This is a genomic window from Pseudomonas sp. FG86 (genome assembly GCF_057808775.1).
The window spans coordinates 72,029-85,893 of the sequence record NZ_JBMDIS010000003.1 but is presented as its reverse complement, the minus strand read 5'-3'; the positions used below and the strand labels follow the sequence as shown (position 1 = coordinate 85,893).

Below are 13,865 nucleotides of genomic sequence, written 5' to 3'. Positions count from 1 at the left end.
AAGGGGGGCGCGAGTGAGCGGAAAGACGACTAGATGGGTTTTGTCGACACCACTTCAAAATACTTGTACTTCTTTTTTTTGGCCTCGTTCTTGGCCTCTTGCTCAGCAACGAAGGTACTGAGGGTGTTCGCGTCATGGACGAACACGTCAATTTCGCCTTCAAACTCTCTCGACACGTGCAGTGTGACCCTTAATTTGGGGGAGTGTGGCTTTGCGGAAGCTTTGGCTTTCTGAACTGGCTTTGCCGTTGGAGTGACAACCGGCGCCGGTTTTTCGCTCTGTGACGGATGACTGTTCTGGCTACTGCCAAAGAGCGCTTGGCGCATCTCCTCTTCAGTCAGGTCTTTACTCATTGTAGGGTTCTCGCAACAGAAAAATAGGCGTGACGCTCGTGTGTCTTAGCGATTTTAGCCCCCTTATACGGAGATTGCTGCGACGAGTTTTTTTGCGGCAGCCAAAATAGAAAAGCCGGCGCATGGCCGGCTTGAGTGAGCAGTACAGGTTACGCAGTAATTTTGTCCTGGTAACCCGTCCCGGATTGAATTCGTTGATAGATCTCCTCACGGTGGACTGGGGTATCGCGTTTGGCGTCGATGCCGATTCGCACCTGGTTACCGCTAACAGCCAATACGGTGACCTTTATGTCATCGCCGATGCAGATGGTTTCGCCAACGCGGCGGGAGAGTATGAGCATTGTTTCCGATCCTTTCGGTATGAGCGACGCCCCTTGAGAATTAAGGACGTCTGTTGAGTGTTGAACTACTAATAACCTACGTTCTTACGTATGCAACTAGCTCTTCGACGTCGGCGGGAGTAGTTCAAAAGCTGATAGTAAGTCGCCGAACTCACGACGGCCCTCGCCAAGCATCTGGTAGTCGTCGGGTGTGGGCTGATGCCCGTAAAGAATCTTCGTCTGGGTTCGCTCAAGTGCCGCGGTTAAATCAACAAGTCTCTGCAGCTGTTCTCGTACTTCACCAGTCAGGCCGTGGCTACGAAGCATGTCTGGCTCCTTGAGCGATGTTGTTTGGCCATGAAGACCATCATTCTGGCTTCCATCTCGACACAAGACTTGTCCTCACACGGTGGCGCAATGATGTTGAAGCTACCAAGCTCATGGAGTTGGAATTCCTTTTCTTGCTTGGCCAGTTGGAAAAGGCAGTCGAGGGCCTCTTTCTCGCGCGCGTCTCTGCAACCAACGATGCCGCCGACCAGAAATTCATTTATGAGGTCACAGGCCTTCTCGGCTGAAAGGCCTACAGCATCCATTTCGATGGAGCTGAGGCCCACTGCCTCCTCATGCTCCTCATGAAGTTCAATTTGGCCAGGAACCCGCCTGATCACGATATTGAGCGTGTTATGTCCCGTGGCGATACCAATCTCAATTGGAAGTCTGTGATTGGCAGATGAATAGCTGGCAACCGCAATCGCGGCGTCGATGCACATAACTTTTTTCCGATGATCCATTCGTGGTGCGGATTATCAAAGCTTCGGCTGCCGCTGTTTCATGAATTCGCCCCTTGAAATGGGGCGAATCACGATTATTTTCCAGAACTGACAGCGGGCTTCCCGCCATCATCGTTCGTGGAGAATTTGCACTTCGGATACCCGAGACAGCTCCAGAATGGTCCGTTGTTGCCGTTTCTTAAGGCTAAATGGTTCTTTTTACACTTGGGGCATTTCTCATCCGACTTTACCAGCTCAGCTTTGCTGGATGCTTCCGAGCCTGTGCTTTTGAGTCTAATAGAGGCCAAGTCAGGTGCCGGTGCTTTTCCTCGAGACTTTGTTTCACCACATGTAGCTGTACAGGTGGGATAGTTTGAGCACCCCCAAAACCCATTAGTGGAGGAGCCTCGCCGCCTCATCTCGCCTACTTTGCAGATGGGGCAGATCTGTTGAGGGCCGAACATCAAAAGCCGCTTTTCCTGGGCGAGGGCCGTAATCGTGGGATCGGCTTTGATTCCGGCGACTTCCTTAAGAAGCAAATCATGCTGATAGGCAACCACCCCGATGTAGGATGCTTGGCCTTGCGCAATTTGGTCGAGGGCACCTTCCATCATGCGAGTGAAGTCGAGGGACACAAAGCTGAAGCGCCCTCGTGTAAGGCCGATGATTCCCATGCCAAGCTCTGTGGCAAACAGCTTTCTACCTTCTTTGCTTATGTAGGATCGTTTAAATAACGTGGCCATAGTGGACGCATAAGTCGACGGTCTGCCTATCCCGTGCGATTCCAGTGCTTTTACCAGTGATGCGTCAGTGAACCGCGGTGGCGGCTTGGTAGCAGACCGCGTAACACTGAGCTCCTTGCATTGAAGTCGCGTGTTTTCAGCGATCTCTGGGAGAGCATTTCCCTCTTCATTTTCATCCTCACTAACTTCGACGGCGGCATCTTCGGGGGTTAGCGCTAACCAACCAGGCGAGGTAAGTGTTCTGCCAGTGGCTAAAAATTGGAGGTGCTGGTCTGCAACTTTCACTGCGGAGAGTAAAAGAATCTTTTTGGCGTTGTACCGGGCTGGGAGCATTTGGCTGGCCATCGTTCTCTGCCAAATGAGCTTGTATAGCTTTCCCTCTGGGCTGTCGGCTGAAAATTCACCTGCTTCCAGATTTGCCACATCTGAAGGTCGAATTGCTTCGTGCGCTTCTTGAGCATCAGCTTTCGATGACCATTTATTCGGCTTGTCCGGTACTGGATATTTGTTTGAGGTCAGCCACTCCCTAATAGCCATCGTGGCCTCTTCGGAAAGGTTGACGCTGTCAGTCCTGTGGTAGGTGATCAGACCGGCTTCAAAAAGCGCCTGTGCACGCTTCATGGTGTCGTCGACCTCCATTCCTAATGAGTTACTTGCCGCTTGTTGAAGTGTCGAGGTCGTATATGGAGGAGGGGCATTTCGAAGCGCCTCTTTCGACTCAACCTTGTAAACCATGAAGACGGGTAGCTTTTTGATTGCATCCTCGAGTCCGCGTACAACATCAAACTGAGTGAAAACCTCAGTAACCGCTACTTGCGATGCCTGTTGGAACGGTTTATGTAGCCATTGGGCTTTCCAGCCTTCCTCTTTCCCTGGCCAAGGGAATCCGACAGACAACTTGTAATAGTCAACTGACTTGAATGCCCGGATCGCCTCCTCCCGCTCAACTACCAAAAGGAGGGCAGAGCTTTGCACTCGGCCAGCGGAAAGGTGGGTAGGAGCAGAAGTCAGTTCTGTAAGGAGGGGAGAAACCGTGTAACCAACAATTCGATCGCTAACGCGTCTTGCCTCTTGGGCTGCGACCTTTGCCATGTCGATCTGGCCTGCGCTTTCGACCGCAGCCAATAGTGCTTTTTTAGTGATCTCGTTAAAAACCATTCTTTTGTGATGCTTCGGCTTGAGCACCTCAAGCAGGTGCCAGGCAATTGCTTCACCTTCACGATCAAGGTCAGTTGCGAGATAAACGGATCGGGCCTCCTGCGCTAGTTTTTTTAACCAGCCAACCGTTTTCTTCTTTTCGTCGTACACCTCATATTGAGGTCGATAGTGGGGTGCTTCAACACCCATCTCCCTTGCCGGAAGGTCACGAATATGTCCAGCTGAAGCCGCTACCTTGAAGTTATCACCGAGGTATTTTGAAATTGTTTTCGCCTTTTTCGGCGACTCTACAACGACCAGATCAAACACTATGGCGGGTCTCCTAATGATTGAGACCACAATGCCAAGAGGACAGGTGAACGGGGCGGCTATTCGATCCCTACCCCGTTACCGATGTAGACGCTCAACCTCTGCTGCTGAACCCGCATTTAGTACCGCTCGGACATGGAAACGATCATGTTCCTGGTTGCCTTCGTGAGCGGCCACAGCGCTATCGCTGTTTCCGTCATCCTGAATATTCAACGCCACCATCAGCTCACAGTGTCCAAGCTTGGAAAGCTCTGTTGCCGAAACGGAATGCGGATGGAGCCGTCTTTTTCGTTCTGCCATCACTCACCTCATTCATTGACTCGTTGTCAAAACCACCTTCGCACAGGTCAGCAAAAATGCAATTTTCCATCTTCTTAGCTTACGGGTTGCAATTCACCAAAGGCTGATAGTGTGGAAATAAGAAGCGGGTAAGGTGACAGGATGAGCAACGGGATAGGTAGTTGGAGAGAGGCGTTACCAGAGCAACTGCGTGGTGCGCAGGTAGTGCTGTCTGAGCGCAATTTATCGACTGAAATCCCCGTCCCTTTGCATGGTCGTGGAGATCAAGTGTTTCTTGCCCGCGGTTGGCTTGTTGCCGTTGATACAAAGCGGCGAAAAATTGCACGCGTGTACATGAAGGACGTGATTCAGTTAAGTGTCTATGCATTCATTCTGGCACGCCAGTCCACTGCACTGTTTGGTGTGAACTACCCTGTTTCCGCTACTGGATTTGTTCGCTGTGTGACCCCCCGTGGTACTGAATACAAGCCTGTGCAGCTGCTGAACAGCAGTCAAGTAATCAGCCTTTGGAATCGTTATTGGTTTCTGCGTTCAGAAGGCCTCAGGGCGCGTCCGACGCATCCCAATGCCGCTTCTTGCTCCGGTTGCCCTAAGCGACTCAATTGCCCAGTGGGTAGGAGGGGCCGGTAGTTCCAAGGCTTCTAGGCTGTGAATTTGCCCCCGACTGTTGGTCTGGGTTATGGCGGGTTGTTGATCATCTGCCGTGCTAATCTTCCGGGCCGTGCCCTGATCAACCATCCAAACAAGACTTACTTACCAAGGCTAACCGCTTGAACGATCTCCTATTCACCCCTTCCGAAGCTGTCGGGTTATCCAATCAGGAGCCACCGCATTCTGTTGAGGCTGAACAGGCGGTTTTGGGCGGGCTGCTGCGTGAAAATCAGGCTTGGATGAAGGTTTCAGGTTATCTGGCCGGAGATGATTTCTTTCGTGGTGATCATAGGCTGATCTTCAAGGCTCTCGAATTTCTGGCTGAATCCGGTAAAGCGATGGACGTGGTGACTTTAAACGACGTTCTTGAAACCAACGGTCACCTGGAGGCCGCCGGCGGTCTCAGCTATCTGAGCGAGTTGTATGAAAACACCTCCTCTGTTGCCAATATCGTCTCTTACGCGCGTGTAATCAGTGAGCGTGCAAGACTTCGAAGCATCATTAAGGCATGTGATGACATTGAAGAAAGCGCACTCAGACCAGAGGGCAAGTCCGCTGACGACCTAGTACATCTGGCAGAACAAGCGATTCTGGGTGTGGCTGGTACGCGGCCGAAGGAGGGCGGTCCGGTTGGACTGGAGCAGCTTCTCAGTAAAGCCGTAAATACAATCAACACACTGAACCAATCTGGTGGGGAGGCTATTGGTCTTTCCACTGGATTTGAGGAGCTGGATAAGCGTCTCAATTACCTTCGGCCTGCTGATCTTGTAATCGTTGCTGGAAGACCGTCGATGGGCAAAACATCCTTTGCTATGAACATCGTGGAAAGCGCCATACAACGATCAGAAAAGGTTGTCGTGGTGTATTCGCTTGAGATGCCAGGAGACACGTTGGTTAGCCGCATGATTTCCTCTATCGGCGGCATAGAGCAGTCACGTGTCAGATCTGGCCAGTTGCTAGATGAGGACTGGCCCAAGCTGGTCAGTGCTGCGGAAATAATTAATCAGCATGACCGTGTATTTATCGACGATACGGCGAACCTCAGTCCATCAGAGATGAGATCAATAACGCGGCGAATTCGCCGTGTTCACGGTGAAATCGGTCTGATAATGGTCGATTACTTGCAACTCATGCGGGTGCCTGGAGCTGGCGGACTCAATAGAACCAACGAAATCTCGGAGATCTCGCGGTCGCTCAAGGCGCTGGCTAAAGAGTTCGACTGCCCAGTTGTGGCGTTATCGCAACTCAACCGTTCGCTGGAGCAGCGACCCAACAAGCGGCCGATTAATTCAGACCTGCGTGAATCCGGCGCGATTGAGCAGGACGCCGATGTGATCCTGTTCGTGTACCGGGATGAAATCTACAACCCTGACTCCAGATTCAAAGGGACAGCGGAAATCATTATTGGGAAGCAACGTGAAGGCCCTATTGGCTTCGTCAGATTAGGCTTTGATGGTCGATACACTCGCTTTGAGGAGCTCAAGGCTGGCTCGCACGAATTTACAGATGCAGAGATGGGCGTGCCGCAAGTTATTCGAAACCCAAGGCTCGGGCGTGTTAACGCACATGTTGTGGCGACCGCTGTGAAGGCAGAGAAAGAACGCAGGAGTAGGACCCCAAGGGCTAAACGCCGGTCTCCTTAGTGTTAGATCGTGAGTTTCGCTTGTCTTTAACGAACAGCCCTTAAGGGCGAAAATAGAAGGCGATCAATGAACGAGATTACTGAACCCTCTCAGTACGACCTTCAAACCTCCGCTTTAAAGGTCCCACCACATTCCATTGAAGCCGAGCAGGCAGTGCTTGGTGGTCTGATGCTGGACAACAACGCCTGGGAACGCGTGCTCGATCAAGTCTCCGACGGTGATTTCTATCGACATGACCACCGCCTGATCTTCCGTGCGATCGCCAAACTGGCGGACATGAACTCGCCAATCGACGTCGTGACCCTGGCCGAGCAATTGGACAAGGAAGGTCAGACCTCGCAAGTCGGTGGCCTCGGTTACCTCGGAGAACTGGCGAAAAACACGCCCTCCGTCGCCAACATCAAGGCCTATGCGCAGATCGTTCGCGCGAGGGCAACCTTGCGGCAGTTGATCGGCATCGCCACCGAGATTGCCGACAGCGCCTTCAACCCCGAAGGCCGCACGGCTGAGGAGATTCTCGACGAAGCCGAACGGCAGATTTTCCAGATCGCCGAGGCCCGGCCTAAAACCGGTGGCCCGGTGAGCGTGAATGACCTGCTGACCAAGGCCATCGACCGCATCGACACCTTGTTCAACACCGATAACGCCATCACTGGTCTGTCCACCGGCTACACCGATCTCGACGAGAAGACCAGCGGCCTGCAGCCGTCCGACCTGATCATCGTCGCCGGCCGTCCGTCGATGGGTAAAACCACCTTCGCGATGAACCTGGTGGAAAACGCCGTGTTGCGCAGCGACAAATGCGTACTGGTTTACTCTCTGGAGATGCCTGGCGAATCGCTGATCATGCGTATGTTGTCGTCCCTCGGGCGCATCGACCAGACCAAAGTCCGTGCCGGTCGCCTCGAGGACGACGATTGGCCGCGCCTTACCTCGGCGGTTAACCTCCTAAACAATCGCAAGTTGTTCATCGACGACACGGCCGGCATCAGCCCTTCGGAAATGCGCGCGCGGACCCGTCGTCTGGTGCGTGAGCACGGCGACGTGGCCTTGATCATGATCGACTACCTGCAGTTGATGCAGATTCCTGGCTCCGGGGGGGACAATCGGACCAATGAGATTTCCGAGATCTCCCGTTCCCTGAAGGCACTGGCTAAGGAATTCAACTGCCCGGTGGTGGCGTTGTCCCAGCTCAACCGCTCTCTTGAGCAGCGACCGAACAAACGCCCGATCAACTCTGACCTCCGGGAATCAGGAGCAATCGAGCAGGATGCCGACGTGATCATGTTTGTTTACCGGGACGAGGTCTATCACCCGGAAACCGAGCACAAAGGCATCGCCGAGATCATCATCGGCAAGCAGCGGAACGGTCCGATCGGTACGTCTCGACTGGCGTTCATCGGTAAATACACCAGATTCGAGAACCTGGCTCCGGGCAGTTATAACTTCGACGATGAGTGATCAACGCTAGCTTTTCTTGGGTATCAATGAAAAACGCCCTACTAGGGCGTTTTTTTAAATTAACGAATTAACTCGCTAGGCTCAAGTTTACTTGTTTCTCCTGATCGCCTTCTGAGCTTTTAGGTTCCTCTTTACGATGCCGCGCTGCTTCATCCGAGACTAGGAGAAACTGCTCGTACAGCTCGACGGGAATGGCCACTGCAACGGTGCCACCCTTAGCGTCAACCACGGCTGTCTTGCGCATAATTTGCGAAATGCCTGTCATAGAGGATGTCATGTTCGTCACCAGTTTTTTGCCTATTCGCCGGGTTGGTACGGCGATGTTTTTACTAGTCAGTTTGATCTGTTTCCCAGGTTTCGCCGACGCCACCTGAGGCGGATTCTGCCCAACTTGCGATGATTCGAATGCTTCATTATTGACCTGGGTTGAAGCTGCCTGCAGAAGATCGCTTGCATCGGTATTGGAGCTTTGATCAATGTCCAGCTGCAGCGGGGCCGCACCCTCAATCTCTTCTTGGCGCTTACGATAGGAGCTCATAATGATTTCGACGCTCTCATCACCGTATTTGCGAAAGAGGTCCAACGCAAGATGCGGCTTTATTACGTCTTGTTCGAGCAGGGTTTGTATCTGTGCCGGTAGTGAAAGGAGGCGAAGGGTCTCGCGCACATGGGTGGAGGTTTTACCAATGTGTTCGGCTATCTGATGGTCATCCCAGTTCCAGCTGCGCAGTCGCTGGTAGATTCTGGCACGTTGCATAATTGTCAGTTTTAGTTGTTCGTTCGAGGTCAGTATTCGAAGGCTAGCGAGTTGGTTGTTACCTTTGAGCTCGATCACGGGAATGCGTTTGATCATCGCTCCCCGGCTGATTGCCAGGCGGGCTCCACGCAGGCGGCAATGCCCGTCCCGAACGAAGCATCGGCCATCAACGACTTGAACTTCGATTGGTTTCATCTGAGCACTTTGGGCCCACGCTTTGGCAAGCATCTCGATATGCGCGATCGTGTGCGGAAGGTTGTAGTCACGCTCATTGAAGCCTTCCTCCTCCTCGATCAGAAGAGGCGACAGCCAGGTCATCTGCGTTTCGCCGACAAGCGATTGATCCCTTTCAGCTACTGCTTCCGCGAAGCTTTGTAGGTCATTCGACTTCTGGGTTTCATTGTCTGTTGGAATGCTATCAGTGAGTTTCTCGTGATTAGTCATAAGTCAGATTCTTCGAAGATTGTGATTGGCCGCTGAGTGCATGAGACCGTGGAGCCGGCATTGACCAGATCGGGATTAACATCGTCCGAGAACGATCGTTTTTGAATGTCTGGCTAGGGGCGTGATACCAGGGCATCGATAACCGACTCAGCTTTTGTGACAACCATATCGAGAAATTTCACGGCGCAGTCCGTATATCGAACCCATGATTGGTACCGAATAGGCCGCTGTTTGGGGTTGATTGTGTTTACCGTCTATGCATTCCAAATGGCCGAGGAGCTGCTATGAACGGTGTGCAGACAAGACGACGATTTATGACCATCTTTGTTCGGAAAAATGAACCTGCCCGCAGTATCAAGAGCATCGTGAAGTCCATCGATGGTCTTGCTGCGATCTTGAGCGATATCTCAAGACTGCTAGAGTCAAAGATTCAACCCGCAAATGGCGAGCTGATCGAGCATGACGAAAAGCGAGGGGCGAAAGGTAACGTAGGTGCCGTTATGGTTTCCGATAATGACGGTGCGCTTGAAATCCGACCTGGCCACGCCGTCCTTTTCGCAATTTGTGTTGGCTTTGTTATTGGGCCAATCCTTGGTTATTTGTCATACGGCTCCAGTGCGTGTGAAGCGACTCTTAGCTTCTTAGGAATCTAAAAAAACCCGCTCACGAGCGGGTTTTTTTAAGGTCATTTCATCTGAAGGCATTTCCCTCGCAATGAGGGTGGAATGCCTTTAGGACCACCACGAGCAACGAGTTCCCATTCGCGCTCAGTCAGCTCCGAACCGGCGCCCTTGCAGAACTTCCGATAGGCAATCAGATACTCAGCCTCTGTAGCTTCCAAGGGAGGACGAAACGAGGTTGTGGTGATTGGCCGTTCAGGCGCGACGGTTAAGGCTTTATCGATCGCCGAGTTCATCCCGCTGTTGAGGGCAGTCACAATTACGCTGTCTCCAGGAGGAACTCCGCTCCCTGAGCGCAGATCTGCATAGTTACCGTGCGTAGTCATGACCATTTCTTCGCTGCCCATCACGTGTTGATAGGCAGGCTTCCTTAAGGCCGCTCCACCGCGTCCGTCGTGTCCCCAGCTGCTGTAAAACTCGTGTGCTAATCGAACAGGCACGTAGGTGGTGGTTGCTGCTGACTGAGCATCGTATGGATTTTCATGCGTAGAGCATGCGGATAGAAAAACCGCTGTGGCTAGGATTATGAGTTTGGTCTTAAGCATGTCGCCCCCCGGTTTGTGTATTGGGGATCATATGGGTGCCATTAAGCGTACGGATTCGAGTCTGTCCCCCTTATGGGTTCGGATTGGTCAACAGGGAAGGGTTGGGCTGCGGAGAATGCATTGCAACAGGAGAGTGGAATGCAATTTCTCAAAAAGCTATTAGGCCTCGGCAAGGCGAATGCGCCTGCGTCAAAACGGCCAGGCAGCCTCACAGATAACCAGATTCAAGTACTCGATCTCAGGTCCCCTGAAATTCAGAAGTATCTGAAAACCGGTGACGAGGCATCACTGCGATATCCGCCTTTCCAAAAAGGATGGTTGGCGAATGTGCCTGGCCGCGTACTTTTGGATGCTCAGGCTTCAAAAGTCCGACAGATCGCCAGTGGCATTGGTCTTCCGCCTGCTGAATTCAATCGTTTAATCCTTCCTGTTTTGGACGCCTTCGCCGACTTTGTTCACATGCTGCCTGCATCACAGGCACATCATCATAGAGGGCCGGGGGGGCTGCTTGCTCACTCCCTAGAGGCAGCCGTTCATGCTCTCAACTCATGTCAAGTGACAAGTTTTGACCATGATCGCTATCCCGCTGAACGCATCAAGCGGCGCGACCGCTGGAACGTTGCGGCTGTTCTGGCCGCTCTTCTGCATGATGTTGGTAAGCCGCTTTACGATTTGAGAGTCACGGATGGCTCCGCGGAAAAGATCTGGCACCCTGTGGCCAACACAATTCCGGAGTGGGCTGAAGAACATAGTGTTGATCGATACTTTATTCATTGGAACCCTAATCGACACGAAATCCATAAGCACCTCTCAACGACGATGGTTGAGCGATTGCTGCACAGGGATCTGCGTTTATGGCTGATGGAGGCAGGCCAAGATCTCTACTTTGAAATGATCAGCGCCATTGCTTGCGAGGATGAAAAGCGGCTTCTAACTGGCCTTGTTATCAAGGCAGACTCAAGCTCTGTGGAAGCGGATCTTCGTAAATATGGAGGAGATGCTTCTGGTCAGTCTGCTATGGGGATTGGTGTTCCAGTTGCATCCCTGGTTGTGGATGCGATGAGGCTACTAAAAAGTGTTGGTACGTGGAAGATCAATGAAAGCGGGCAGCGAGTATGGGTGTTCGGTGACGGTGTGTTTGTCGTTTGGGCGCAAGGTGTCCGTGATATCACTGAATCATTGGTGGAGAAAGGGATAAAGGCAGTGCCAAGAAGCCCGGATGCCTTGGGTGAGATGCTGCTCGACCACAACATCATTGAACGCTCGCCTGAGGGCTCGATATATTGGTCTGTAGCGCCTGACATTCTTAATGCAGGAAGGTCAAAGCCAATAAAGCTCAAATGCGTAAAGCTTTCATCGTCGACGCTGTTATTTCCTTTCGAACCGCTTCCTGCGTCTGCTGTAGGTACGGTGGGAGATGATGAGCATGAAATGAGATTCAGCGTTGGTTCGTCTGCTACTGGTGATCCTGTTGGAAGTCTCCCGTTGACTGTTTCAGTAATTGACGGGTCCAACTCTGACCTCGCTGGGCTGTCTGCAGATGGTGCAATGCCCGCCATGTTCACGATGCCAAGTGAGGAGGCCATCTCGACGCCCCAAGCTGCGGAGATTGTCCATCAGCAATTTAAAGCTCCTGATTTCTCTGTTCCGGCCGGCATGCAGGACCCATTCGGCGCTGTGACGCCGAAACCATCAGCTGCTCAGTCCATCCCACAGTCTCCGCCTCATATTCAGGCGCCAAGCACAAGACCTGAGACATCTGCTCCAATCAAGCAAGCGTCTCCAAAAGGGCCAAGTCAATCTGGCCAAAAAACGCCGCGTGCAGGCGCAGTTCACCTGGTAGCTATCGAAGATGCAACGGATACCACCATAAGGGTGAAAGGTGCCGATAGCACAGGCGTGAAGCCGGACGGTGCGATCGTTGTGGCTGGTGCGATTCCTGGCGCGGAATTGGGAATTCGTGTCGGAGGGGGGGTAGCTCCACTTCTTGCGCCTGCGGGACAAACTCAGGCGAAGAAAAGCAAGAAAAAAACTAGGACCGAACAGGATCTATCCGCCCGCGGTGAAAAGCTAGAATTGGGTGATTTTGCATCTGACGCTAACTCAACTTTCAATGTGCCTGGCGACCAGAGCGATTCAGGTAGCATCGCATTCCATCCGCCAGCAACTGACCAATTGCAATCGGAATGTGAAGCCTCTGCGGCTAATGACGATGCTGCCAGGGCATATACTTACGACTTTGGTGATATCGATGACGAAGTCCTTGAGCTGGCCGGCATGGATCTGCCTGATAGATCCTTGCGTCTGGATATTAAGCATGAAGAGCCCATCTCGGCTTCTGAGCCTGCCCTCGATAAGGATGTTTTCGCGGAGCCCCAACTACCTCGCGTGCCTTCCGTTGAGTTCAAATCTCCTCGGACTGAAAAGAAGCTGGATACTGCTAGTTCACAACTGGTTATTCCACCTGAACTGGCTCTTTCAGATGAATTTGGTTTCAACAACTTTAACGTGGACCTTTCGCTTCAGTTCATCGGAGAAATCCCTGCGGATTCACCATTAACTGTGAACCTGCCAAAGGGAGTAGAGCGGTTTACAGATCCTGTAGGCATAACGTCGCATGATTCGTCTGGAGGCTTTGACCTTCCTCCTTCAGATCTGACAAACCACGAATACGATCCATCTACCGTCGAGTTATCACCCCAAGAAGAATCTTTTAGTGCTCTTACAGAAGAGTACGATCTTCCTAACTTAAGCGCCGGCGTCCTTCTAGAACCCCCACCAGAGGTTTTTTGGGACGGTCCCGATTTAAATCGTGACGCCGATTGGCCAGTATTCGATGAGCCACTGTTTCAGGAAGCAATTACTCACACTGTGCAAGGCAGCACTTCTGTCAGCTCGTTACAAACAAGCGATGGCCAAGAGTTGAAGCCACAAAATCGTGTTCAGCCTCCGCCAGAAATCCTGCCCAAGAAAGAAACGGTGAAACGCGGCATTGGATCACAAAAAAATAGTGGTAGATCACCGGGAGGCCCTGGCGGTATCAAGGTACAAAGCGGTTCTGAGGTTTCTTCAGAAATCCGCATAGGCCAGGCACGTAAACCGCGCGAGCCGCTGTCTGCCACTCCTGTTAAGCCCCCAGCTACGGTTGAAGTACAGCCACTGTCGTCTTCCGGAGGGGATTATTTTTGTGCGCAAGATTTGGCTGAGGAATTTGATGCGTACCTTGAAGTCACTCCGGAATTGGGGAGGGCATTGAAGTGGTATGCGGAAAATCTCGATAAGACAGTGTCAATGAATAGCTATAAACCGTTTTTCACATTCGAAGGTCAGGGTTTTGTCATTGATGACATTCCTAAGCTGGAGCGTGCCGGGTGGCTGTGGGACGACTTCACAGGAACAATAAATTGGAAGAACCCCAAAGGGGTGCTTCTTACGAGTTACCTTGGTGAGATCTTCGAGTACCTCACAAAAGGCAAGTACAGACACTCCATGGCTTCGGCTCGTAATCGTGAGGAGGCGAGATACTTGGCCAACGTCGCTGAATCGGCAATCTCATTGTGCAAAGAGCATGAGATGAACGGGCGGCGAGTCGTAAGTATCCAACCTCGAAAGTTGAGCGAAATCTCGAATGCCCTGCAGGTCGACGAATCGACCCTCAAGAGGGCGCTAATAGCGACCCATCAATACCTCATGGTCAGGAACAATCATGTCATTGAATTGATGGATTGATA

Annotated in this window: 13 protein-coding genes; 5 read left to right on the top strand and 8 right to left on the bottom strand. The window is 52.1% G+C overall.

Annotated features, from left to right (window positions below; all coding sequences use genetic code 11):
- Positions 1 to 29 precede the first annotated feature (29 nt).
- The 6 genes from ACODSV_RS02750 to ACODSV_RS02725 all read right to left on the bottom strand — a co-directional run bounded on the left by ACODSV_RS02750 (position 30) and on the right by ACODSV_RS02725 (position 3,953).
- Positions 30 to 353 (bottom strand): hypothetical protein, encoded by a 324-nt coding sequence (locus ACODSV_RS02750; protein WP_185710043.1) that lies wholly within the window; start codon positions 351 to 353, stop codon positions 30 to 32.
- A gap of 149 nt (positions 354 to 502) precedes the next feature.
- Positions 503 to 694, bottom strand: a complete 192-nt coding sequence (gene csrA, locus ACODSV_RS02745; protein ID WP_218538191.1) for a carbon storage regulator CsrA — start codon at positions 692 to 694, stop codon at positions 503 to 505.
- 96 nt (positions 695 to 790) lie between these two features.
- A complete protein-coding gene (locus ACODSV_RS02740) occupies positions 791 to 1,000 on the bottom strand; it encodes a hypothetical protein (RefSeq protein ID WP_010466535.1) in 210 nt (69 codons plus the stop codon).
- Complete coding sequence (locus ACODSV_RS02735) at positions 979 to 1,443, bottom strand: hypothetical protein (protein ID WP_489044749.1); 465 nt, start codon at positions 1,441 to 1,443, stop codon at positions 979 to 981. Before ACODSV_RS02735 ends, ACODSV_RS02740 begins: the two co-directional genes overlap by 22 nt.
- 95 nt (positions 1,444 to 1,538) lie before the next feature.
- Positions 1,539 to 3,653 (bottom strand): type I DNA topoisomerase, encoded by a 2,115-nt coding sequence (topA, locus tag ACODSV_RS02730; protein ID WP_489044747.1) that lies wholly within the window; start codon positions 3,651 to 3,653, stop codon positions 1,539 to 1,541.
- Positions 3,654 to 3,731: 78 nt separating this feature from the next.
- Positions 3,732 to 3,953: a hypothetical protein gene (locus ACODSV_RS02725; RefSeq protein WP_185710054.1), complete on the bottom strand. Its 222-nt coding sequence runs from the start codon at positions 3,951 to 3,953 to the stop codon at positions 3,732 to 3,734.
- Between the two features lie 141 nt (positions 3,954 to 4,094).
- Between ACODSV_RS02725 and ACODSV_RS02720 the strand changes: the two genes are divergently transcribed.
- From ACODSV_RS02720 to dnaB (ACODSV_RS02710), 3 genes are all read left to right on the top strand, one after another.
- The gene (locus ACODSV_RS02720; protein ID WP_416146500.1) at positions 4,095 to 4,583 is read left to right on the top strand and encodes a hypothetical protein; all 489 of its coding nucleotides are present in this window, start codon (positions 4,095 to 4,097) and stop codon (positions 4,581 to 4,583) included.
- A gap of 140 nt (positions 4,584 to 4,723) precedes the next feature.
- Positions 4,724 to 6,247, top strand: a complete 1,524-nt coding sequence (dnaB, locus tag ACODSV_RS02715; RefSeq protein ID WP_489044744.1) for a replicative DNA helicase — start codon at positions 4,724 to 4,726, stop codon at positions 6,245 to 6,247.
- Positions 6,248 to 6,313: 66 nt separating this feature from the next.
- Positions 6,314 to 7,708: a replicative DNA helicase gene (gene dnaB, locus ACODSV_RS02710; RefSeq protein ID WP_489044742.1), complete on the top strand. Its 1,395-nt coding sequence runs from the start codon at positions 6,314 to 6,316 to the stop codon at positions 7,706 to 7,708.
- 67 nt (positions 7,709 to 7,775) lie between these two features.
- On the opposite strand, the gene ACODSV_RS02705 is transcribed toward dnaB (ACODSV_RS02710), so the two are convergent.
- Positions 7,776 to 8,909, bottom strand: coding sequence for a ParB/RepB/Spo0J family partition protein (locus ACODSV_RS02705; RefSeq protein ID WP_489044740.1), 1,134 nt, complete (start codon positions 8,907 to 8,909; stop codon positions 7,776 to 7,778).
- Between the two features lie 284 nt (positions 8,910 to 9,193).
- Here ACODSV_RS02705 and ACODSV_RS02700 point away from each other — a divergent pair, with 284 nt between their 5' ends.
- Positions 9,194 to 9,562, top strand: coding sequence for a hypothetical protein (locus ACODSV_RS02700; RefSeq protein WP_185710058.1), 369 nt, complete (start codon positions 9,194 to 9,196; stop codon positions 9,560 to 9,562).
- Positions 9,563 to 9,594: 32 nt separating this feature from the next.
- Here ACODSV_RS02700 and ACODSV_RS02695 read toward each other — a convergent pair whose 3' ends face one another.
- Positions 9,595 to 10,134: a hypothetical protein gene (locus ACODSV_RS02695; RefSeq protein ID WP_185710059.1), complete on the bottom strand. Its 540-nt coding sequence runs from the start codon at positions 10,132 to 10,134 to the stop codon at positions 9,595 to 9,597.
- Between the two features lie 138 nt (positions 10,135 to 10,272).
- On the opposite strand from ACODSV_RS02695, the gene mobH reads away from it, so the two are divergent.
- Positions 10,273 to 13,863 carry a MobH family relaxase gene (gene mobH / locus ACODSV_RS02690; RefSeq protein ID WP_489044738.1) on the top strand — a complete coding sequence of 1,197 codons (3,591 nt, stop codon included), beginning with the start codon at positions 10,273 to 10,275 and terminating at the stop codon, positions 13,861 to 13,863.
- The last annotated feature ends 2 nt before the right edge of the window (positions 13,864 to 13,865 follow it).

Coding starts and splice junctions, on each gene's coding strand:
- ACODSV_RS02700 (WP_185710058.1), top strand. CDS start 9,194: ATGAACGGTGTGCAGACAAGACGACGATTTATGACCATCTTTGTTCGG.
- mobH (WP_489044738.1), top strand. CDS start 10,273: ATGCAATTTCTCAAAAAGCTATTAGGCCTCGGCAAGGCGAATGCGCCT.
- dnaB (WP_489044742.1), top strand. CDS start 6,314: ATGAACGAGATTACTGAACCCTCTCAGTACGACCTTCAAACCTCCGCT.
- ACODSV_RS02740 (WP_010466535.1), bottom strand. CDS start 1,000: ATGCTTCGTAGCCACGGCCTGACTGGTGAAGTACGAGAACAGCTGCAG.
- csrA (WP_218538191.1), bottom strand. CDS start 694: ATGCTCATACTCTCCCGCCGCGTTGGCGAAACCATCTGCATCGGCGAT.
- ACODSV_RS02720 (WP_416146500.1), top strand. CDS start 4,095: ATGAGCAACGGGATAGGTAGTTGGAGAGAGGCGTTACCAGAGCAACTG.
- ACODSV_RS02725 (WP_185710054.1), bottom strand. CDS start 3,953: ATGGCAGAACGAAAAAGACGGCTCCATCCGCATTCCGTTTCGGCAACA.
- ACODSV_RS02750 (WP_185710043.1), bottom strand. CDS start 353: ATGAGTAAAGACCTGACTGAAGAGGAGATGCGCCAAGCGCTCTTTGGC.
- ACODSV_RS02705 (WP_489044740.1), bottom strand. CDS start 8,909: ATGACTAATCACGAGAAACTCACTGATAGCATTCCAACAGACAATGAA.
- ACODSV_RS02695 (WP_185710059.1), bottom strand. CDS start 10,134: ATGCTTAAGACCAAACTCATAATCCTAGCCACAGCGGTTTTTCTATCC.
- ACODSV_RS02735 (WP_489044749.1), bottom strand. CDS start 1,443: ATGTGCATCGACGCCGCGATTGCGGTTGCCAGCTATTCATCTGCCAAT.